Genomic DNA, 19,849 nt, shown 5'->3' with positions numbered 1-19,849 from the left:
GCCGTCAGGCCGAAGCCCTGACATGCGTCAGGATACTCCGCAGGCGGCCATTCTGGTGGTACCTTACCGGCTTAATAGCCCGCCATGCCCGTCGACTTTTACCGCAACCCGCTCACCGACATTCTGTTTGAGCAGGCCAGCAACTTTGTGGGCCTGTATGATGTGAACGCGGCCTGGTTTACCCGCGTGAACACGGCCGGCTACCGCCTGCTGGGCTACCCGTCGGCCCAGGCCCTGTACGACGACCCCGTGCGTACCCTGTTGCTGCCGCCCCTCAGCCCGGCCGAGTGGGAGCAGGTGCGCGATGAAACCCTGGCCGTGGGGCACTACGCGCGGGAAGTGGAAATCCGCCGGCACGCGGGCCGCCCCTTCTGGGCCAACCTGGAGCTCACCAGCCTGGCCCTCGACGGCAAGCCCTACTTCCTGGTGCGCCTCACCGATACCGGCCGCCTGCACGAGGCCGAGCGCAGCCTGGCCCAGAGCGTGCGGCGCTTCGAGGCCGTGTTCACCCACGCCACCATCGGCATCATCGTGGCTACCCGGCAGGGCCATATCGTGCTGGCCAACGAAAAATCGCATCAGCTCTTCGGCTACCCGGCGGGCGCGCTGGCAGACCAGCCCATTGAGGTGTTGGTGCCCGATGCCGTGCGCGGGCGCCACGAGCACCTGCGCGAGTCCTTCAACGCACACCCCTCGGTGCGGGCCATGGGCTCGAACCGGGCACTGCTGGCCCGCCGCCGCGACGGCTCGGTGTTTCCAGTCGAAATCAGCCTGAGCTATTTTCATCTGGATGAGGAGCTGTACGTGGTGGCTTACGTGGTCGATATCAGCGCCAAGCAGGAGGCCGAGCAGAACCTGCAGGCCGAGCGCCAGCGCGTGGACCGCCTCAATGCCGAGCTGGAACAGAAGGTGGCCGACCGCACCCACGCCCTGATGACCACGCTGGCCCAGCTGGAGCGCCGCTCCGTGGAACTGACCAAGGCCCTGGCCGCCGAGCAGGAGCTGGGCGAGCTCAAGTCGCGCTTCGTGGCCATGGCCTCGCACGAGTTCCGCACGCCGCTCACGGCCGTGCTCACCTCGGCCACGCTGGTCGAAAAGTACCCGGCCGCCGAGCAGCAGCCCCAGCGCCTGCGCCATCTGGGCCGCATCCGGGCCTCGGTGAAGCATTTGACTGATATTCTGGAGGAGTTTCTGTCGGTGGGCAAAATTGAGGAGGGCAAGATTGAAGCCCACCCGGCCCACCTGGCCGTGCCTGCCCTGCTGCGCGAGGCCGTGGCCGAAGTGCAGGGCCTGCGCCGGCCCGGCCAGCACATCGAGCTAAGCGCCGACGGCCCCGAAATGGTGTGGCTCGATGCTTCGCTGCTGCGCAAAATCCTCGTCAACCTGCTTTCCAACGCGCTGAAATATTCCGGCGAAAACACCACCGTCGGGCTGAGTGCCACCGGCCAGGCCGGCTTGCTCACGCTGCGCGTGCAGGACCAGGGCGTGGGCATTTCGCCCGAAGACCAGGAGCATCTGTTCCAGCGCTTTTACCGGGCGCGCAACGTGGCCAACACCCCCGGCACCGGCCTGGGCCTCTACATCATTTCCAAATACCTGGAGCTGATGGGCGGTGCCATTTCGCTGCACAGCGAGCTGAGCGTGGGCACCACCGTCACCATTACCATTCCCTATGAAAACCATTCTGCTGATTGAGGACAACGACATTATCCGCGAAAACACGGCCGAGATTCTGGAGCTGGCCGGCTACGCCGTGCTCACGGCCGAAAACGGCAAAGTCGGTGTGGAGCAGGCCCTGGCCACCAAGCCCGATTTGGTGGTGTGCGATATTATGATGCCCGTGCTGGATGGCTACGGCGTGCTGCACATCTTCACCCAGAACCCGCAGCTGGCGGGCGTGCCGTTTATCTTCCTCACCGCCAAAACCGAGCGCACCGACCAGCGCCGGGGCATGGAGCTGGGCGCCGACGACTACCTCACCAAACCCTTTGAGGAAACCGAGCTGCTGAGCGCCATCAGCAGCCGCCTCAACCGCTTCCGCCAGCTGCAGCCCGACTACGACCTGCGCGCCCCCGAGGGCCTGGGCAACTTTCTGGACGATGCCGCCGCCGCCGGCCAGCTCCACGACCTCACCACCGACCGCCGCCCGCACGCGCTGCGCAAAAAACAGGAAGTGTACGCCGAAGGCGACGAGCCCACGCGCCTGTACTTCGTGCAAACCGGCCGCGTGAAAACCGTGCGCCGCAACCCCGGCGGCAAGGAGCTGATAACGGGCGTGTATGGCCCCGGCGAGTTCTTCGGCTACCTGCCGCTGCTGGAGCCGGGCCCGCACGCCGACACCGCCCTGGTGCTCGACGATGCCACGCTGCTCTACATCCCGAAGGACGATTTCAGAACGCTGCTGCACCGCAACGCGGCCGTGGGCCAGCAGTTTGTGCGCCTGCTGGCGGGGCGGGTGAGCACGCGCGAGGAGCAGCTGCTGGGCATGGCCTACGGCTCCATTCGGCGGCGTGTGGCCGATGCCCTGCTGCGCCTGCACGAGCAGGCCGGGGCCACGCCGGAGGCCGTCATCCAGCTCTCGCGCGATGACCTGGCCGCCGTGGTGGGCACCGCCACGGAGTCGCTCATCCGCACCCTGAGCGAGTTCAAGCAGAGCGGTTTGATTGAACTGAGCAGTCACGGCATCCGGCTACTGCAGCCCGAAAAGCTGCGCCAGCCTAACTGGTAAACACGCTCAATGAGTGCGCTGGCGCGCGTCTGCGACGCGTGCCGACTGGCTTCGAGCCTGCGGCTCGGGCGTGAGGGGCATTTTTGCGCGACGCTCTTTCGGAGTTGTACTCCGAAAGCCACCCTGCCGGGGGCTTGTAGCCCCCTATGTGAGGAATGCCGCGCCGTGCGTGGGGACTGCAAGTCCCCGGCAGGCCCACTTTCGGAGTACAACTCCGAAAGAGCAAAGGCAGACACGCGCCAGCATTACGTTCCCGCTGAGATTAATCAGGTTGTTGGCTGACATTCATCAGCCGGGGGGCTGGCGCGGGGCCGGAGCTTTGGGGTTGCCATCAGCCCTCCCTTTGCCTGTGCCCCTCGCGCCTGCCCTTGCCCCACCCCCGCCCCACGTTGGCGTAGCCTGCACGCACTGCGGCGATGCCTGCCCCGATACGCCCCTGCGCCTGCTGGCAGCGCCGGAGCTGACCTTTTGCTGCGCGGGCTGCCGCGCCGTGTACGAGCTGCTGGCCGCCAACCGCCTCTGCACCTACTACCGGCTCGACGAGCACCCCGGCCAAAAAACCAAGGCCGTGGAGCTGCCCGGCCGCTTCGACTACCTCGACGCCGAAACGGTGCAGGCGCAGCTGCTGGCCTTCCGCTCGCCCACGCTGGCGCGGCTCACATTCAGCATTCCGCAAATGCACTGCGCGTCGTGCATCTGGCTGCTGGAGAACCTGTTCAGGCTGAACCCCGGCATTTCATCGTCGCGAGTCAATTTCCTGCGCAAGGAGCTCACGGTGAGCTACCAGCCCGCCACCACCACACTCAAGGAAGTGGTGACGCTGCTGGCCGCAGTGGGCTACGAGCCGCAGATTACGCTGGCCGAGCTGGGTGCCCAGCCCCACGCCGGCAGCCGCACGCTGTACTACCAATTGGGCGTGGCGGCCTTCGGCTTCGGCAATGTGATGCTGCTGGCTTTTCCGGAGTATTTTTCCTTCGCCGGGCAGTTACAAAGCACGTTTGGGCGGTTTTTTGGTATCCTGAGCTTGCTGCTGGCGCTGCCGGTGCTGCTGGTGAGTGCGCGGGGCTTCTACCGCTCGGCCTGGCAGGGGCTGCGGCAGCGCTACATCAACCTCGATTTCCCCATCAGCCTGGGCCTCACGGCGCTGTTTGCGACCAGCGTGGTCGAAATTGTGACCCAGCGCGGGCCGGGCTATTTCGATTCCTTCACGGGACTGGTGTTCTTCATGCTCATTGGCAAATGGGTGCAGCAGCGCAGCTACGACGCCCTGCGCTTCGACCGCGACTTCACCTCCTACTTCCCCGTGGCCGTGACGCGCCTCACGCCCACGGGCGAGGAATCGGTATCGGTGAAGGTGCTGAAAACCGGGCAGCGCATCCGGGTGCGGCACCAGGAAATCATTCCGGCCGATGCCGTGCTGCTGCGCGGCGCGGGCCAGATTGACTACAGCTTTGTATCGGGCGAGAGCGAGCCGGTGGCCCGCCGGGCCGGCGACCTGCTGTACGCCGGCGGCCGCCAAATGGGCGAGGCCGTGGAGCTGGAAGTGGTGCGCGAAGTGTCGCAGGGCTACCTCACCCAGCTTTGGAACAACCCCGCTTTTCAGAAGGAAAAACAGCCCTCGCTGGAAACTTACGCCGACAAAGTGGGCCGCTACTTCGTGGGCCTCACGCTGACGTTGGCGCTGGGCGCGGCCATTTACTGGTACCCCAAAAGCCCGGCGATGGCGCTGCGGGCCTTCACGTCGGTGCTCGTGATTGCCTGCCCGTGCGCGCTGTCGCTGGCCACGCCGTTTGCGCTGGGGGCCGCGCTGCGGGTGCTGGGCCGGCGTAAGTTCTACCTCAAAAACTCGGCCGTGGTCGAAACCCTGGGCCGCGCCGATACCATCGTATTCGACAAGACCGGCACGCTCACCGATGTCAAACAATCGGCGGTCGAGTACGTGGGGCCGCTGCTCAGCCCCGGGCAGCAGCAGGCCGTGGCGGCCGTGGTGCGCCAGTCCACGCACCCGCTCAGCCAGCGCCTGGCCTCGGAACTGCCGGCCAGCGCCCTGGCCGTATCGGACTTTGCCGAGACGCCCGGCCAGGGCGTGTGCGGCACCGTAGCCGGCATAGTGGTGCGGGTGGGCACGGCCGCGTTTGCCGGCACTTCAGCAGCCACCGAAGATGCGGCCGGCACGCCGCAATCCCGCGTGTACATCAGCCTGGATGATGACTGGCGCGGCTACTACGCCTTCCGCAACGTGTACCGCGACAGCCTGCGGCCGGTGCTGGCCAGGCTCGGCCGGCACTACCGCCTGGCCGTGCTCTCGGGCGATAATGACACCGAGCAAGCCCGGCTGCGCGAGCTGTTTGGCCCGGCGGCCGAAATCCACTTCCGCCAAACGCCGCAAAACAAGCTCGACTACGTGGCCCAGCTTCGGCAGCAGGGCCGCACCGTGGTGATGGTGGGCGACGGCCTGAACGACGCCGGGGCCCTTCAGCGCGCCGATGCCGGCATTGCCCTCACCGACACGCTCACCAACTTCTCGCCCGCCTGCGATGCCATTCTGGAAGCCGGCAATTTTGGGCAGCTGGCCACCATGCTGGGCTTTTCGCGGGCCTGCCTGCGCATAGTGCTGGCCACGTTCGTGCTGTCGTTCGTCTACAACGGCGTTGGGCTCACGCTGGCGGTGCAGGGCCGGTTCACGCCCATTGTGTCGGCCATTCTCATGCCCATCAGCTCGCTGAGCGTGATGGTGTTTGCCACGGTGCTGGTGCGGCTGGCCGCGTGGCGGCGCGGGCTTTAATTCATCTCCACCATGTCCATCATCTTCCTGCTTATCGGCATCAGCCTGCTGGTGGCCCTCACCTTTCTGGCCGCGTTTTTCTGGGCCGTGCGCTCGGGGCAATACGAGGACGACTACACGCCCGCCGTGCGAATGCTGTTTGAGGACGAAACGGAGCCGGATATTCCGCCCGACAGCTCGGCTACCTGACATCAATCAGCCCGCACACCTGACTTTCGTCAGCTTTCACCACACAATCGGCCGGGACCTTTGGGGTACCAAATAATTCAATTCCCCCTCTATGCAGGCCGAACCGCTAGCTCCCATTGCTGCTCCCCGAGCGCCCCTGATTCCCAGGGTTGTGAACCGGGCCGTTGAGACTTTTTTCTACGACAACAAGATTGTTCGCGACTTCGGCATTGCCACCGTTATCTGGGGCATTATCGGCATGATGGTGGGTGTGCTGGCCGCTTTCGAGCTGGCCCGGCCCGAGGTGAACATGGGCACGGCCTACACCACCTTCGGCCGCATCCGGCCGCTGCACACCAACGCGGTGATTTTCGCCTTCGTCGGCAACGGCATTTTTACGGGCGTTTACTACTCGCTGCAACGCCTGTGCAAGGCCCGGATGTATTCCGACGTCCTTGGCAAAATCCACTTCTGGGGCTGGCAGCTCATCATCCTGTCGGCGGTGGCCACGCTGCCGCTGGGCTACACCACGAGCAAAGAATACGCCGAGCTGGAATGGCCGATTGACATTGCCATTACCGTGATTTGGGTGGTGTTTGGCTGGAATATGTTTGGCACCATTGCCAAGCGGCGCGAGCGGCATTTGTACGTGGGCATCTGGTTTTATATCGCCACGTTCATCACGGTGGCCGTTTTGCACCTTGTGAACTCGGCCGAAGTGCCCGTGAGCTGGATGAAGAGCTACTCGGCCTACGCCGGCGTGCAGGATGCCCTGGTGCAGTGGTGGTACGGCCACAACGCGGTGGCCTTCTTCCTCACCACGCCCTACCTGGGCCTGATGTACTACTTCCTGCCCAAGGCGGCCGAGCGGCCGGTGTATTCCTACCGCCTGAGCATCATTCACTTCTGGTCGCTGATTTTCATTTACATCTGGGCCGGGCCGCACCATTTGCTCTATACCGCCCTGCCCGACTGGGCCCAGAGCCTGGGCGTGGCCTTCAGCATCATGCTGATTGCACCGAGCTGGGGCGGCATGATAAACGGCCTGCTCACCCTGCGCGGCGCCTGGGACAAAGTGCGCGAGGAGCCCGTGCTCAAGTTCTTCGTGGTGGCCATCACGGCCTACGGCATGGCCACGTTCGAAGGCCCCATGCTCAGCCTGAAAAACGTGAATGCCATTGCCCACTTCACCGACTGGATTGTGGCGCACGTCCACGTCGGGGCCCTGGGCTGGAATGGTTTCCTCACCTTCGGGATGCTGTACTGGCTGTGGCCGCGCCTCTACAAAACGCCGCTGTTTTCCAAAAAACTGGCCACCACGCACTTCTGGCTGGGCACGCTGGGCATCCTCTTCTACGCCATTCCCATGTACTGGGCGGGCTTCACGCAAGGGCTTATGTGGAAGCAGTTTAATGCCGAGGGCATGCTGCAATACCCCAACTTTCTCGAAACTGTGATTCAGCTGGTGCCCATGTACTACCTGCGCGGCATCGGCGGGGTGCTTTACCTCAGCGGCGTGTTTCTGCTGATGTACAACCTCTACAAAACGGCCCAGGCCGGCACGCTGCTGGTGAATGAAAAGGCCCAGGCTCCGGCCCTCGGCCCCGAGAGCGAAGACCCGCACGTGCAGGCCGGCCACTGGCACCGCTGGCTGGAGCGCCGGCCCTTCCAGCTGGCCGTGGGCGCCACGGTGGCCATCGCCATCGGCGGCGCGGTGGAGATGATTCCGACCTTTCTGGTGAAGTCGAACGTACCCACCATTGCCTCGGTGAAGCCCTACCGGCCGCTCGAGCTAGAAGGCCGCGACCTCTACATCAAGGAAGGCTGTTCGAACTGCCACACCCAGATGGTGCGCCCGTTCCGCTCCGAAACCGAGCGCTACGGCGAATACAGCAAAGCCGGCGAATACGTGTACGACCGGCCCTTCCTGTGGGGCAGCAAGCGCACTGGTCCCGATTTGCAGCGCGTGGGCCAGAAATACCCCAACTCCTGGCACTACAACCACATGATGGACCCCACCAGCATGTCGCCCGGTTCCATTATGCCGCCCTATCCGTGGCTGTTCGAAAACACGATTGACTACAGCACGCTGCCCGCCAAAATTCGGGTGCTGCAGGGCCTGAATACGCCCTACCCCGCCGGCTTCGACCAGCAGGCCGTGGCCGATGCGCAGGGCCAGGCCCGGGGCATCGTGGCCGAGCTGAAAAAGGAGGACATCGAGGTGAAATCGGACCGCGAAATCGTGGCGCTCATTGCCTACCTGCAACGCCTGGGCACCGACATCAAGGTGAAAAAGTAGCGCGGACTTTGTAGTCCGCGAGTTCCCTCATCTATTCTTCTCACCCTGTTCACTAGCGGACTACAAAGTCCGCGCTACTCTATGGAAAAGAACGTGCTCCAGTCCATTGCCGGCATCACGGTATATCCGCTCATCTCCTTCGCCATCTTCTTTCTCTTTTTCATCGGCCTGCTGGTGTATGTGCTGATTGCCAACCGCCAGCACCTGCACAGCATGAGCCAGCTGCCCCTGGAAGACGAAACGGAAACCCTGAAATCGCACCTCGACCCCGACGAACTATGTTAACCAAACGCCCCCTGCTGCTACTCGCCACGGGCCTGCTCGGCGGCTACGCGGCGGCCGCCCAAACGCCCGACGCGCCCCCCGCTGCCAAAGCCGCCGCCATGAGCGAGCAGGAAGTACTGTTCTGGCTGCTGCTGAGCCTGCTGGGCCTGCTGCTGCTGGTGCTGCTGCTCACCGGCATCGTCATCACGCGGCAGATGAAGCCGCAGCTGCGCCAGCTCTACGACCTGCCCCTGGTGCACGACACCTGGAGCGGCCGCGTGCTGGGCCTGCTGGTGGGCGATGCCCGCCTGGTGCAGGGCGACGTGCGCGACGAACTGCTCGACCATAACTACGACGGCATCCACGAGTTCGACAATGACCTGCCGCCGTGGTGGAAGTACGGCTTCTACGCCACCATTATTTTCGCCGTCGGCTACCTCGCTTACTACCACGTTCTCAAAACCGGCCAGCTGCAGGGGGCCGAATATGCCGCCGAGATGCAGCAGGCCGCCCTGCTCATCGCCGCCACTCCCGACGACCCCAACCTGCTCACCACCTACCAGCCCCTGCTGGTGCCGGCCGAGCTGAGCAGCGGCAAAGCCATTTTCGCTACTAACTGCGCTCCCTGCCACGGGGCCAGCGGCGAGGGCAAAATCGGCCCCAACCTGACCGACGAATTCTGGCTGCACGGCGGCGAGGTAAACCACATCTACAAAACCATCAAATTCGGCATCAACGGCAAGGGCATGGTAGCCTGGAAAGGCAAGCTCTCGGGCAAGCAGATTCTGCAGGTCAGCTCTTACGTGCTGAGTTTGCAAGGCACGAAACCGGCTAATGCCAAGCCACCGCAGGGCGAGAAGGAAGCGGTGGGGAAGGCGGTGGCGAAGCTGTAAGAGGAACGTCCCAACGGTGCGCCTCCCCCCCCGGCCCCCTCTCCGAAAAGGAGAGGGGGAGCCAGCTGACCAGTTACTCAATTCGACACGCTAAATAAATTCGTCCGTGCCGACTCGGCTCCCCCTCTCCATCGGAGAGGGGGCCGGGGGGTGAGGCGAACGCCAGAACGACCATGTCCACCCCCTTCCAGCCCGACGACTCATACCGCGACTCGCTCTCCACGATAGGCGCGGCGGGCGAGCGGGTGTGGCTCTACCCCAAAAAGCCCGCCGGCCGCCTCTACCGCTACCGCAAGGCGCTGAGCTACGGCTTTCTGGCGCTTCTCTTTGCCGGGCCGTGGCTGCGCATCAACGGCCTGCCGGTGCTGCTGCTGAACCTGCCAGCGCGGCGCTTCATCATTTTTGGGCAGATTTTCTGGCCCCAGGATTTCTTCATTCTGCTGCTGGCCACGCTCACGTTTCTGGTGTTCATCATCGTGTTCACCGTCGTGTACGGGCGGGTATTTTGCGGCTGGGTGTGCCCCCAGACCATCTTTCTGGAGATGGTGTTCCGCCGCATCGAGTACTGGCTGGAGGGCGACGCGCCCCAGCAAAAAGCCCTTGACCGGCGCGAGCTGGACTGGGATAAGCTCTGGCGCAAAACCACCAAGCATGCGCTGTTTCTGGCCATCTCATTTATCATTGCCAACACTTTCCTGGCCTACATCATCGGCACCGAGGAGCTGATGAAGATTGTGACCGATGCGCCCACGGCCCACCTGGGCGGGCTGGCGGCGCTCACGGTGTTCACCGGCCTGTTTTATGCGGTGTTTGCGCGTTTTCGGGAGCAGGTGTGCACCATTGTGTGCCCGTATGGCCGCTTGCAGGGCGTTTTGCTCGATAAGGACAGCCTTGTGGTAGCCTACGACTACCAGCGCGGCGAGCCCCGCGAGAAGCTGCGCAAAACCCAGACCCGCACCGCCGGCGACTGCATCGACTGCCACCAGTGCGTGCAGGTGTGCCCCACGGGCATCGACATCCGCAACGGCGCCACCCAGCTCGAATGCACCAACTGCACGGCCTGCATCGATGCCTGCAACAACATCATGGACCTGATAAATAAGCCGCAGGGCCTCATCCGCCACGCTTCCGTGAATGGCATTGCCGAGGGCACCAAATTCCGCCTCACCGGCCGCGTGAAAGCCCTTTCCGGCGTGCTGGCCTTCCTGCTGATTGTGCTCACCGGCCTGCTGGTGTCGCGGGCCAACGTGGCGGCCACGGTGCTGCGCACGCCCGGCCAGCTCTTCCAGAAAACCGACCACGGCACCATCACCAACCTATACAATATCTCGGTCATCAACAAGACCAACCAGCCCTACCCCCTCACCCTGCGCCTGCTGGAACCGGCCCAGGGCACCATTTCCCTCATCAGCACCACCACGCTCACCCTGCCCGCCCAGGGCATTGCCGAGGGCGTGTTTTTCGCCGAGCTGCCCCGCGCCGCCCTCCACCACACCAACCAGAAAATCCGCATCGGCCTGTTCAGTAAAGGAAAGCTGATTGCGGAGACGAGCACGAAGTTTCTCGGGCCGGTGCAGTGAGTACGAGAATATGAAAGGCTGAAAAAGCCCGTCATGCCGAGCGCAGCCGAGGCATCTCGCGTGCCACCACTATTCCTTTTTCAACGATTGAATTACTAGCCCACGCGAGATGCCTCGGCTGCGCTCGGCATGACGGCCTGTTTACCCTAATATCCATGGTCACCTCCCCCTCCAAACCCCGCACCATCTGGCCCTACGCCATCATTGCCGTGTTCGTGCTCTTCGCCGGCTACATCGGCTTCATGGTGCAGCAGGCCATGCGGACCACCGTCGACCTCGTCAGCCCCGACTACTACCAGCAGGAGCTGGCCTACCAGCAGCGCATGGAATCGATGGCGCGCACCGCCGCCCTGCCCGCGCCCGTGCAGCTGCACCACGAGGCCGCCACCCAGCGCCTCACGCTGCAACTCCCGCCCGCGCTGGCCAGCCAACCGGTGCAGGGCCAAATCCACTTCTTCCGCCCTTCCGACCAAAAATTGGATTTCACCCTGCCGCTGCAAACCGGCGCGCAGCAACAGTTCAACACCGCCCAACTGCTGCCCGGCTACTGGCGCGTGCGGGTCGATTTCACGGCCAATAACCAAGCCTACTTCCTCGAAAAAGAACTCACTATTCGGTGAGGTGGTGGATTGGTGGAATAGTGGGTTGGTGGGTTCGATGTCCATCTCTGCTAGCTATGGCACTATTCCACCAATCCACTAATCCACCAACTCACTATTTCACCTCATGCTCTGGGCTGGCTTTTTATTTGGGTTGCTGGGCAGTTTCCACTGCGTGGGCATGTGCGGGGCCATTGCGCTGGCGCTGCCCGGGCCGGCGGCGGGGGCCAGCCGGCTGCGCTACGTAGGCGGCCGCTTGCTCTATAACCTGGGCCGGGCCACCACCTACGCCACACTGGGCGCGGGCGCAGGCCTGCTGGGCCAGGGCCTGCGGCTGGCGGGGGTGCAGCAGGGGCTGTCCATTGCCTCGGGGGTGCTGATTCTGTTGCTGGTGGCAGTGCCGGAGCGCTACACGGCGCGGCTCGCCGATGGGCTCGGTTTTGGGCGGCCGCTGGCCTGGGTAAAAGCCACGCTGGGCCGCCTGTTTCAGCAGGCTTCCAGGCCGGCGCTGTTTGCCACGGGGCTGCTCAATGGCCTGCTGCCCTGCGGGCTGGTGTACCTCGCTTTGGCCGGAGCACTGAGCGCGCCGGGCGTGGCGGGCGCGGCCGCCTACATGGCCCTGTTTGGGCTGGGCACGCTGCCGCTCATGCTGGGCCTCTCGCTGAGCGGGCAGTTGGTGCCGCTGGTTTGGCGCGGGCGGCTGCGCCGGGCGGTGCCCTACGCGGCCTCGGCGCTGGCGGTGCTGTTCATCGTGCGGGGGCTGGGGCTGGGCATTCCTTATATGAGCCCGCAGCTGCAGGCGCCGGCGGCGGCGGCCGGCTCCCAACCCAGCCAGGTACTCGACTGCCATTGATTTCTGCTAACTATCCCTTCAATACCCGCCCATGAAAACCATTCTCGTTCCCCTCGACCACACCGCCGCCACCGAGGCCACCCTCGCCTATGCCAACAAGCTGGCCGTGCGCTGGCCGGCCGAAATCGTGCTGCTCTACTGCCAGCCCGAGGACGTGGTTACCCCCCTCGAAACCCAGGAGCAGCACCTGCACAGCCTGGTGGAGCGCCTGCGCTACCAGCAGCTCACCCGGCAGGACGGCCGCCGCATCCGCTACCACTACCGGGTGCTGGCCGGCTGCCTGCACGACCACATCCGCGCCGAGGCCACCCGCTGCGCTGCCGACCTCGTGGTGATGGGCCTGGAGCACATCGACTGCGGCCGCCAGGAAGCCCCCGGCAACCACGCCGCCGCCCTCACCGAGCTTGTGGCCTGCCCCGTGCTGGTGGTGCCGCCGGGCCGCCGCTCGCTGCCCCAGCGCCTGGTGTTCCTCGCCGATTTCGGCACCCTCAACCCCACCGTGCTGCCCCACCTGGCCGCCCTGGAAAGCGCCTTCCGCACGGCCCCACTCGAATTGGTGCAGTTCTACGCGCCCGCCCAGCGGCCGCAGCGGCGCAGCCTGCGCCAGGGCCTGAGCAAAGCCACTGCCCAACTGGGCTGGACGGCCACCTGCACCCCACATCTGCTCGAAGACGATGCCCCGCTGGAAGGCATCAGCGAGTTCTGCGCCCACATTCAGGCCCAGCTGCTGGTGATTGCGCCCGCCAGCCCTGCCCAGCTGCTGCGCTATTTCGATGCCTGCTACACCACCACACAGGCCTACCACACCCGCATTCCGGTGCTGGTGCTGCGCGCCGCCGAGCGCCAGCCCGCCGTGCAGTGCTGCGACAAATGCGCCGAGCGCCTGGCCCGGCAGGAGGAGCCAACTGAAGCAGCAGCCGGGGCCACGGCCACCGCCGGTAGCCGCGCTACCTACCACGGCGTGAACTGGGTGTAGGCGTCTGCCCGTCATGCTTCGACTCCGCTCAGCATGACCGTTTATTTTTTATAGCCTTTCTTATTTCACTAATGGAAACCTCTGCCTTGCCCCCCCTCCCTGCTACCTCACCCCGCGCCATGGTCGAGCAATGGATGCGGCAGTTTCAGGACTGGCTGTGCCACCGCCTGGAAACCGCCGACGGCAGCGGCCACCGCTTCGTGCCCGAGGACTGGACCCACGCCGAGGGCGGCGGCGGCATCACCCGCGTGCTCCAGCACGGCGATATTCTGGAGAAGGGCGGCGTGGCTTTCTCGGCCGTGTGGGGCGAGATGAGCGAGGCCGCCGCCCGGCAGCTGCTCATGCCCGACCGCCGCTACTTTGCCACCGGCGTGAGCGTGGTGCAGCACCCGCGCAGCCCCCGGGTGCCCATCTCGCACATGAACGTGCGGTATTTCGAGGCCGGCAACGGCGAAGCCTGGTTCGGTGGTGGGCTCGATTTGACCCCGATTTATGTGGATGCGCGGCAGGCCCGCTGGTTTCATGAGCAGATTTGGGAGGTGTGCCAGCGCCACCAACCCGACTATTACCCGCGCTTCAAGGCCTGGGCCGATGAATATTTCTACCTGCCCCACCGCCAGGAAACGCGCGGCGTGGGCGGCCTCTTTTTCGACCGCCTCACGGTGGGCCGCGATGGTTTGTTTGAGGAATTGTTCGCCTTCGTGCAGGACGTGGGCGAGGTGTATGGCCGCAGCTACAGCGCCATTATGCGCCAGAATGCGCCCCTGCCCTACACCGAGCGCGAGCAGCAGTGGCAGCGCGTGCGCCGGGGCCGCTACGCCGAGTTCAACCTGGCCATCGACCGGGGCACGCGCTTCGGCCTCGAAACCGGCGGGCGCACCGAGTCCATCCTCATGAGCCTGCCCCCGCAGGCCGACTGGCACTACAACCTCACGCCCGAGCCCGCCTCGCCCGAAGCCGCCTCGCAGCAGTGGCTGCGCCAGGGCATCGACTGGCTGGCCGTGCCGGCCGACGGGGCGACCGCTTAGGCCGGCACCACCGTCAGGCGCACCGGCACGGGCACCACGGCAACGGACATTTGCCCCAGGCGCGGAGCCGGCACCGCCGTAGCCACCCAGCCCGCGCCCCACGCCGCCGAAACCGTGGACGACACAAAAATCAGTTGCAGATGGTCGGCAGAAACGTGCATGGTCCTGGCGGGGAATCGCTGAAATTCCCGCATGAATGAAGAAAGCAGGCCGATTTGGCGAGGCGCCCACCGGCCAGCCGAAGGCGCTCCGCGAGGCAGGGACTGCCCCGTGAATACCACCCTTAAAGCTCGCTCATTCTTCCTGCACATCCAATAATCAGCATCACACCGGTAGCTGACTTTTATCATTTCGCACAATTCGCAGCTTCCCGAAGGAGGAGCTTTAATTGTTGCGGCGAACGTTGATGGCCGCTCCGTTCCTACTCGCGCGGGCGGGCCGATAGCAGCAGCACCGGCACCTTGGTGTAGCGCAGCACATGGTCTATCACGCTGCCGCTCACCAGCTTGTGCATCCAGCCGTGGCCCTGGTCGAGCAATACCAGCAAGTCAGCGTTCAGCTCCTGCACCGCCTGCAGCACCCCCGATGCGGGCAGCTCGCTCAGCACCGGGCGCAGCTCGTGGCCGGGCGTGGCAGAGGCCAGGCCGCATGCCTGGGCCGCCGCGAAGCCCGCCCCGGTGCCGCCCGGCGCGCCCGGCGGCAGCACCGTCACCGAAATAATTTCGCACTCCAGGGCCTGCAGCACTGGGATTACGGCAGTGGCGGCGGGCTCCAGCGTGAAGGCTTGGTCGGCTTCCAGGGCCAGCACCACGCGGCGGGGCGGATGCATGGCGGCATCAGGCAGGTGCTCGGGCACGAGCAGCATTGGAAAGCCGGTTTGGTGCACCAGCGGCAGGGTGCGGTTGCTCAGCCACTCGTCGAGGTAGCCGCTGGTGGCCGTGAGGCCGGATACCAGCAGCAGCGGGTGGTGCTGGTGCAGGGCCTGCTCGATGGCGCTGGGCCAGTCGGATTCCAGCAGCTCGGCGGTGGCGTGCACGGGCAGGGAGGCGGCCACCTGCTGGAGGCTGCGCCGGGTGGCGGGCACGTACTGGTCGTCGAGCACGGGCAGCACCATCCCGTATTCGGTGGTGATGGGCTGCGGCAGGAAAACGTGTATCAGGTGCAAGTCGGCCTTGAGGGGCGTGGCCAGGGCGGCGGCATACACCCGGGCGCGCTCGGCGGCGAGCGAAAAATCGGTTAAGACAACAAAGTTGGGTTGCATGACGAAGCGAGAAAAAGGTGGCAGCACAATAGCCTGGGCAGTAGTTCGGCAATTCCAGCAGTTTAATTTTTTCGACTTTTCGACGTTTGTCATCCTGAGCATTCGGCAATTCAAGTGACATTCAACGCCTCAGCTCATGCTGGGCATCCAGCTGGGCAGCTCGGGGGTATCGGCCGGCAGCAGCAGCACCGGCACGGGCGTGTGCCGCAGCACCTGCGCCGTGACGCTGCGATGAAACAACCGCCCCAGGAAGCAGCGCGTGCGGGCAATGAGCACCAGCAGGTCGATGCGCGGGCCGTACAGGGCCTCCACGATGCCGGTGGCCGGGATGGGGTGGTGCGACTCCTGCAGCACCAGCGAGGTGGCGGCCGGCAACAGCCGGCTGGCCCGCACATCGGCCAGGGCCATGCGGCTGGAAAGGGCCAGTGGCTCGGGAGCGGCCGTGACGTGCACCACCGTGTAGGAGGCGTGCCAGGCAGCCATGAGCGGGGCCAGGGCCTTGGCGGCGGCATTGAGCTCAAAAGGCTCGGCATCGACGGCGATGACCACGCGGCGCGGCAGCCGGGGTTCGGGCGCGGCTTCGGGCACCAGCAGCAGGGGCCGGTGGGTGGCCCGCAGCGCGGGCAGGGCGCGGTTGTGCAGCAGGTGGTCGAACAGGCCGTGCTCCTCGCTCAGGCCCAGGGCCAGCAGCAGCGGGCGGTACCGGTGCACGGCCGTGGCCACGGCTTCGACGAGCGGCTCCCGGGTGCTGGTGATGCCGGGGGACGCGGGCAGCTGGTGGGCCAGGGCCTGAGCAGCTTCGGACCGCCCCGCCGGCTCGGGGCCCTGGCAGAGGTGCAGCAGTTCGAGCCGGGCCTGGAGCGGGGCACTTAGCGCGGCCGCCCACCGGGTGGCCTGCGCCGCCGGATTCGGCGGATTGTCGAGTACCAAAACAGATGGGTTCATGACTTTGAGCCAAAAAAATAACGTCCAGAATATCCCGAATATCCCTGCCCGGGCTACTCCCCGGCGGGTCGTTACAGCGCTGCCCCGGCGGGCCGGACATTGGCTTCCAGGTGCCACCCCAGCAGGGTCAGCACGCCGGCCAGCAGCAGCGAAAACAGAAGCAGCATCGGTTGCATAAGCAGTAGGCTTTGGAATGATGAAACTGGCATTGAGCGGCGTGGGCGGGCAGTCAAATAACGCACCATCAACCCGGCACCGCCATGATGTTAATCGCCTTATTGCATGATTTTTATCATCCGGCCATAGCGGTTGAAACGCGGGTTTCGGCTCAGGGCCGCAGGCCAAACAGGGCCTGGCGCAGGGGTTCGTCGCGGTGGTACACATCGGCCAGGAAGCGCAGCTGGCCGTTCTCGGCGGTGCAGGTGGCATAGCGCACGTAGAGCGGCAGAGGCCGGCTCAGGCGCACATCGCGCGAGCGCGGCATGCGGGCACATTCGTCTTCGGTGGGCAGCTGCACGGGGCGGCCTTCGCGGCGCAGCAGGTAGGCGGCCAGCAGCATGGGGTTCTGCAGGCGAATGCAGCCGTGGCTGAGCGCGCGGCGGCTGGCCTTGAACAAGGCCCGCGCCGGCGTGTCGTGCACGTAGATGGAGTACGGATTGGCAAAGCGAAACACGATGTTGCCCAACGCATTATCGCAGCAGGCCGACTGCCGGATGGTGTAGCTGAAGTTCTCTTTCGTGACGGTAGCCCAGTTGATGTGCCAGGGGTTGCGCCCCCGGCCCTGGGCATCGGTGAGGCGGTAGTTGTTGCGGTACAGATAGCCGGGGTCCTTCTTCAGACGGGGCAATATTTCCCGGGTGGCAATGGAATGCGGCACGTGCCAGTCGGGGGCCAGCGTGAAGTGGCTGAGGCGGCTGCTGAGCGTGGGCGTGGGCGTTTCGGGCTTGCCTATCACCACACGGTGGCGGCGCTGCACCGAGTCGCGGGCAATTACCTCCAGCTCGTAGGCGGGCAGGTTGATGAGGATGTATTCGGGTTCCGGAATGCCATCCCAGCGCCAGCGTTCCAGGTTCAGGGCCACCAGCTCGTACTGGGTCTGGTGCCGGGCTGCCGAGTCGGGCAGCACGGGGGCCGCCAGCCACTGCGCCAGGGCCTGCTGCAGCTGCCGGTACTCGCGGTTGGCGGGCTGGCTGGCCAGCAGGGCGGCGGGCACATTGTGGCCGGCCAGGGCGGCGCGCAGCACCGCACCCGGCTGCCCGGTCGGCCCGGCGGCCCGCTCCCCCCCCGACACCGTGTAGGGCCGCAGCCGCCCGCGCCGCAAATCGCGCATAAAAGCCAGCACCGCATCGCTGAGGTACACGTCGAGGCGGGCCTGCCGGGCAGCGGCCGGGTGCCGGGCGCGGCCCAGCGAATCGCGCAGGGCCAGCAGCTGGCCCAGGCGGTAGTCGGCGGGGCTCAGGCCGTGCTCGGCGGCGCGGGCCAGCAGGGCCAGGGCGGCGCCGATATTAAGGCTGTCGGGCGCGGGGCCCCAGGCCGGGGCGCAGTTGGGGCCGTAAAACGCCCGCAGGGCGGCTCCGGCCTGCAGGCCGCGCTGCTCATCGGCGGCGCGCTGGCTACCGGCCGCCGTGGTATCGAGCAGGGCCTGAATGTAGGGCGCCACGGGCTCGGTGGGCAGTGGGCTGGCGGGGTTGGTGGCGGCCGAAGCCGGGGCCGGGGCCTGCCAGACGGACGCGGAGCCGCTCCCCGAGGCCACCAGGACCAGGCACAGGCAAACCGGCAGGAGGCGAAGAGCAGCCATCAGCAGCAGACTTAATTCATTATAATAGTAATTAATATATATTACTTCACCAAATCCCTTCGCTGGCTTGCGGGACTGGGGCCAAGGCCGTATGATAAGGCCAGCTGCCCTTCGCAAAACATGATAAAAATCAAGTGTTTTTAATAATGTATGCCAGTTGACCGGCGCAGTGCAAGCCGGTTCTTTGCTTGGCGCATTCTCACCAGCCTCTCCTCATCATGACCGCCTCCCTGCTCGTTCTCACCGACTTTTTCCAGGCCGCCAACCGGGCGCTGGACTATGCCACCAACCTGGCCCGGCCCCTGCACGCCCGGCTGGTGCTGCTGAATGTGCGCCGCGACTCCGTGCTGGACCCGGAGCGCCTCACGGGCGATTTTTCCGACCTGAGCAAGGAAGCCGTGGCGCTGGCCCTGAGCAGTGTGGCGCGCGGCCTGCCGGTGCCCGTGGTGTCCGAAGTAGGCTACGGCCGCGTGGAAGTGGCCGTGGCCGATGCCGTGGCCCGGCACCACCCCGCCCTGATTGTGCTGGGCCGCCCCGACCACTCCGACCTGCCCGATGAGCTGGTGCAAACCACTTCGCTCGAGCTGCTGCGCCACGCCCCCTACCCCATGTTGGTGGTGCCCTACCTGACCAGCAGCACGGCCCCGCCCCGGCGCGTGCTGATGGCCGTGGATGGGGAACCCTTCAACCTGGGCGCACACGCCGGCACCATGCAGCAGCTCTTCACCGCCCTAAAGGCCGAAGTGACCGTGCTCAACGTATCGGCTGGCCACCACGAGCAGGACCTCGCCGCCCTGGAATCGGTGCAGCAAACCGGCCTGCTGGCTGACCTGGCCCCGCCCCACGCCCGCACCGTGACCAGCGCCAGCGTGGCCCGGGGCATTCTGCAGGTGGCCCAGCCCCACGACTTCGATTTGCTGGTGGTGATTGCTCGTGAGCGCAGCTTTCTGGGCAAGCTTTTTCATAATAGCGTGACGGCCCAGCTCGTGCTGGACAGCGCGTTGCCCGTCCTGATACTGCCGGCCCGGTAGGCGTGGCGGCACCTTCCCGGTCCGGGGCACGTAGTTTGCGGCTGAACCCCCGCCCGCGTAGCGCCTCCCCATGCCCGCCCTCCCGCCCGACCTTCGCAAAGCCCTGCTGCAGCTGCCGCAGAAAGAAAAAGACCAGCTCCTAGCCCGCCTCGTGGCCCAGGATGCCGTGCTGACCGAACAGCTGGCCTTCCGGCTGCTCGAAGGCCCCGAGGCGCTGGAAATGCGCCGCGCCGCCCTGCGCACCCAGGTCGACGACCCGGTGCGGGGCTTCCACCAAACGCCCAACGACCTGCTCGTTATCCTGCGGCAGCTGCAGGCCCGGCTGGCCTACCACGCCAAAATAACCGACGATGCCTTTGGCGAAGCCGAGCTCAGCTGGCGACTGCTGGCCAACGTGTTCCGGCACCAGACGGCCAGCACGGCGCGCCAGCACGGCGCGCCTGCACGGCCCCACCCAGCCCCTGCTCCAGCACCTGGCCAAGCGCACCCAGGAAGCCTTGCGCCAGACCACCCGCCTGCACGAAGACTTCCACCTGGAGCTGGCCGAAACTGCCAACGCCGTGCTGGCCGCCCTGTGGCAGTCGGGCGCGGCCCCACTGGCCCGGGAGTTGGGCCTGCCCCGCACCCTTGGTGGCTGACGA

General features: G+C 65.5%; 19 protein-coding genes. 14 read left to right on the top strand and 5 right to left on the bottom strand.

The features are described 5' to 3' along the window. The first annotated feature begins 84 nt into the window (after positions 1 to 84). The 12 genes from HBN54_RS14290 to hemF all read left to right on the top strand — a co-directional run bounded on the left by HBN54_RS14290 (position 85) and on the right by hemF (position 14,173). On the top strand, positions 85 to 1,695 hold the full coding sequence (locus tag HBN54_RS14290; RefSeq protein ID WP_168673895.1) for a sensor histidine kinase: 1,611 nt from the start codon (positions 85 to 87) through the stop codon (positions 1,693 to 1,695). Continuing rightward, a complete protein-coding gene (locus HBN54_RS14285) occupies positions 1,673 to 2,728 on the top strand; it encodes a response regulator (RefSeq protein WP_168673894.1) in 1,056 nt (351 codons plus the stop codon). Before HBN54_RS14290 ends, HBN54_RS14285 begins: the two co-directional genes overlap by 23 nt. A 349-nt stretch (positions 2,729 to 3,077) precedes the next feature. Then, entirely contained in the window at positions 3,078 to 5,513 is a 2,436-nt protein-coding gene (locus HBN54_RS14280) for a heavy metal translocating P-type ATPase (protein WP_168673893.1), read from the top strand. Positions 5,514 to 5,525: 12 nt separating this feature from the next. Further along, positions 5,526 to 5,702 (top strand): cbb3-type cytochrome oxidase assembly protein CcoS, encoded by a 177-nt coding sequence (gene ccoS / locus HBN54_RS14275; RefSeq protein WP_168673892.1) that lies wholly within the window; start codon positions 5,526 to 5,528, stop codon positions 5,700 to 5,702. A 91-nt stretch (positions 5,703 to 5,793) separates the two neighbouring features. Next, positions 5,794 to 7,980, top strand: a complete 2,187-nt coding sequence (gene ccoN, locus HBN54_RS14270) for a cytochrome-c oxidase, cbb3-type subunit I (RefSeq protein WP_168673891.1) — start codon at positions 5,794 to 5,796, stop codon at positions 7,978 to 7,980. Between the two features lie 81 nt (positions 7,981 to 8,061). Further along, complete coding sequence (locus tag HBN54_RS14265; protein WP_168673890.1) at positions 8,062 to 8,265, top strand: hypothetical protein; 204 nt, start codon at positions 8,062 to 8,064, stop codon at positions 8,263 to 8,265. Continuing rightward, positions 8,259 to 9,137 (top strand): cbb3-type cytochrome c oxidase N-terminal domain-containing protein, encoded by an 879-nt coding sequence (locus HBN54_RS14260; RefSeq protein WP_168673889.1) that lies wholly within the window; start codon positions 8,259 to 8,261, stop codon positions 9,135 to 9,137. The genes HBN54_RS14265 and HBN54_RS14260 overlap by 7 nt, the downstream gene beginning before the upstream one ends. Before the next feature lie 173 nt (positions 9,138 to 9,310). Further along, positions 9,311 to 10,717 carry a cytochrome c oxidase accessory protein CcoG gene (ccoG, locus tag HBN54_RS14255; protein ID WP_168673888.1) on the top strand — a complete coding sequence of 469 codons (1,407 nt, stop codon included), beginning with the start codon at positions 9,311 to 9,313 and terminating at the stop codon, positions 10,715 to 10,717. Positions 10,718 to 10,872: 155 nt separating this feature from the next. Continuing rightward, complete coding sequence (locus HBN54_RS14250) at positions 10,873 to 11,337, top strand: FixH family protein (protein WP_168673887.1); 465 nt, start codon at positions 10,873 to 10,875, stop codon at positions 11,335 to 11,337. A 106-nt stretch (positions 11,338 to 11,443) separates the two neighbouring features. Then, positions 11,444 to 12,169 (top strand): sulfite exporter TauE/SafE family protein, encoded by a 726-nt coding sequence (locus HBN54_RS14245; RefSeq protein ID WP_168673886.1) that lies wholly within the window; start codon positions 11,444 to 11,446, stop codon positions 12,167 to 12,169. Between the two features lie 31 nt (positions 12,170 to 12,200). Next, entirely contained in the window at positions 12,201 to 13,145 is a 945-nt protein-coding gene (locus HBN54_RS14240) for a universal stress protein (RefSeq protein WP_168673885.1), read from the top strand. A gap of 71 nt (positions 13,146 to 13,216) precedes the next feature. After that, positions 13,217 to 14,173 (top strand): oxygen-dependent coproporphyrinogen oxidase, encoded by a 957-nt coding sequence (gene hemF / locus HBN54_RS14235; RefSeq protein ID WP_235955537.1) that lies wholly within the window; start codon positions 13,217 to 13,219, stop codon positions 14,171 to 14,173. Here hemF and HBN54_RS14230 read toward each other — a convergent pair. From HBN54_RS14230 to HBN54_RS14215, 4 genes are all read right to left on the bottom strand, one after another. After that, positions 14,170 to 14,334, bottom strand: a complete 165-nt coding sequence (locus HBN54_RS14230) for a hypothetical protein (RefSeq protein ID WP_168673884.1) — start codon at positions 14,332 to 14,334, stop codon at positions 14,170 to 14,172. The genes hemF and HBN54_RS14230 overlap by 4 nt on opposite strands. A gap of 260 nt (positions 14,335 to 14,594) precedes the next feature. Then, the gene (locus tag HBN54_RS14225) at positions 14,595 to 15,434 is read right to left on the bottom strand and encodes a universal stress protein (protein ID WP_168673883.1); all 840 of its coding nucleotides are present in this window, start codon (positions 15,432 to 15,434) and stop codon (positions 14,595 to 14,597) included. Positions 15,435 to 15,563: 129 nt separating this feature from the next. After that, positions 15,564 to 16,379 (bottom strand): universal stress protein, encoded by an 816-nt coding sequence (locus HBN54_RS14220; protein WP_168673882.1) that lies wholly within the window; start codon positions 16,377 to 16,379, stop codon positions 15,564 to 15,566. A gap of 328 nt (positions 16,380 to 16,707) precedes the next feature. Then, a complete protein-coding gene (locus HBN54_RS14215; RefSeq protein ID WP_168673881.1) occupies positions 16,708 to 18,177 on the bottom strand; it encodes a L,D-transpeptidase scaffold domain-containing protein in 1,470 nt (489 codons plus the stop codon). A gap of 218 nt (positions 18,178 to 18,395) precedes the next feature. Here HBN54_RS14215 and HBN54_RS14210 point away from each other — a divergent pair, with 218 nt between their 5' ends. Continuing rightward, positions 18,396 to 19,208: a universal stress protein gene (locus tag HBN54_RS14210; protein ID WP_168673880.1), complete on the top strand. Its 813-nt coding sequence runs from the start codon at positions 18,396 to 18,398 to the stop codon at positions 19,206 to 19,208. Between the two features lie 139 nt (positions 19,209 to 19,347). Here HBN54_RS14210 and HBN54_RS14205 read toward each other — a convergent pair whose 3' ends face one another. Beyond that, positions 19,348 to 19,641, bottom strand: coding sequence for a hypothetical protein (locus tag HBN54_RS14205; RefSeq protein ID WP_168673879.1), 294 nt, complete (start codon positions 19,639 to 19,641; stop codon positions 19,348 to 19,350). A 64-nt stretch (positions 19,642 to 19,705) separates the two neighbouring features. On the opposite strand from HBN54_RS14205, the gene HBN54_RS14200 reads away from it, so the two are divergent. Next, positions 19,706 to 19,846 (top strand): hypothetical protein, encoded by a 141-nt coding sequence (locus HBN54_RS14200; protein ID WP_168673878.1) that lies wholly within the window; start codon positions 19,706 to 19,708, stop codon positions 19,844 to 19,846. Positions 19,847 to 19,849 lie beyond the last annotated feature (3 nt).

Source organism: Hymenobacter artigasi, from assembly GCF_012275535.1.
Classification (GTDB): Bacteria; Bacteroidota; Bacteroidia; order Cytophagales; family Hymenobacteraceae; genus Hymenobacter; species Hymenobacter artigasi.
The sequence above is the reverse complement of the archived record's forward strand: the minus strand, read 5'-3'. Positions and strand labels throughout refer to the sequence as shown.

Bases quoted from the DNA above. Each gene is read 5' to 3' on its own strand.
- HBN54_RS14240 (WP_168673885.1), top strand. From the start codon at position 12,201: ATGAAAACCATTCTCGTTCCCCTCGACCACACCGCCGCCACCGAGGCC.
- HBN54_RS14290 (WP_168673895.1), top strand. From the start codon at position 85: ATGCCCGTCGACTTTTACCGCAACCCGCTCACCGACATTCTGTTTGAG.
- HBN54_RS14250 (WP_168673887.1), top strand. From the start codon at position 10,873: ATGGTCACCTCCCCCTCCAAACCCCGCACCATCTGGCCCTACGCCATC.
- HBN54_RS14245 (WP_168673886.1), top strand. From the start codon at position 11,444: ATGCTCTGGGCTGGCTTTTTATTTGGGTTGCTGGGCAGTTTCCACTGC.
- HBN54_RS14285 (WP_168673894.1), top strand. From the start codon at position 1,673: ATGAAAACCATTCTGCTGATTGAGGACAACGACATTATCCGCGAAAAC.
- HBN54_RS14265 (WP_168673890.1), top strand. From the start codon at position 8,062: ATGGAAAAGAACGTGCTCCAGTCCATTGCCGGCATCACGGTATATCCG.
- HBN54_RS14260 (WP_168673889.1), top strand. From the start codon at position 8,259: ATGTTAACCAAACGCCCCCTGCTGCTACTCGCCACGGGCCTGCTCGGC.
- HBN54_RS14210 (WP_168673880.1), top strand. From the start codon at position 18,396: ATGACCGCCTCCCTGCTCGTTCTCACCGACTTTTTCCAGGCCGCCAAC.
- HBN54_RS14225 (WP_168673883.1), bottom strand. From the start codon at position 15,434: ATGCAACCCAACTTTGTTGTCTTAACCGATTTTTCGCTCGCCGCCGAG.
- ccoG (WP_168673888.1), top strand. From the start codon at position 9,311: ATGTCCACCCCCTTCCAGCCCGACGACTCATACCGCGACTCGCTCTCC.
- HBN54_RS14215 (WP_168673881.1), bottom strand. From the start codon at position 18,177: ATGGCTGCTCTTCGCCTCCTGCCGGTTTGCCTGTGCCTGGTCCTGGTG.
- HBN54_RS14220 (WP_168673882.1), bottom strand. From the start codon at position 16,379: ATGAACCCATCTGTTTTGGTACTCGACAATCCGCCGAATCCGGCGGCG.
- ccoN (WP_168673891.1), top strand. From the start codon at position 5,794: ATGCAGGCCGAACCGCTAGCTCCCATTGCTGCTCCCCGAGCGCCCCTG.
- HBN54_RS14230 (WP_168673884.1), bottom strand. From the start codon at position 14,334: ATGCACGTTTCTGCCGACCATCTGCAACTGATTTTTGTGTCGTCCACG.
- ccoS (WP_168673892.1), top strand. From the start codon at position 5,526: ATGTCCATCATCTTCCTGCTTATCGGCATCAGCCTGCTGGTGGCCCTC.
- hemF (WP_235955537.1), top strand. From the start codon at position 13,217: ATGGAAACCTCTGCCTTGCCCCCCCTCCCTGCTACCTCACCCCGCGCC.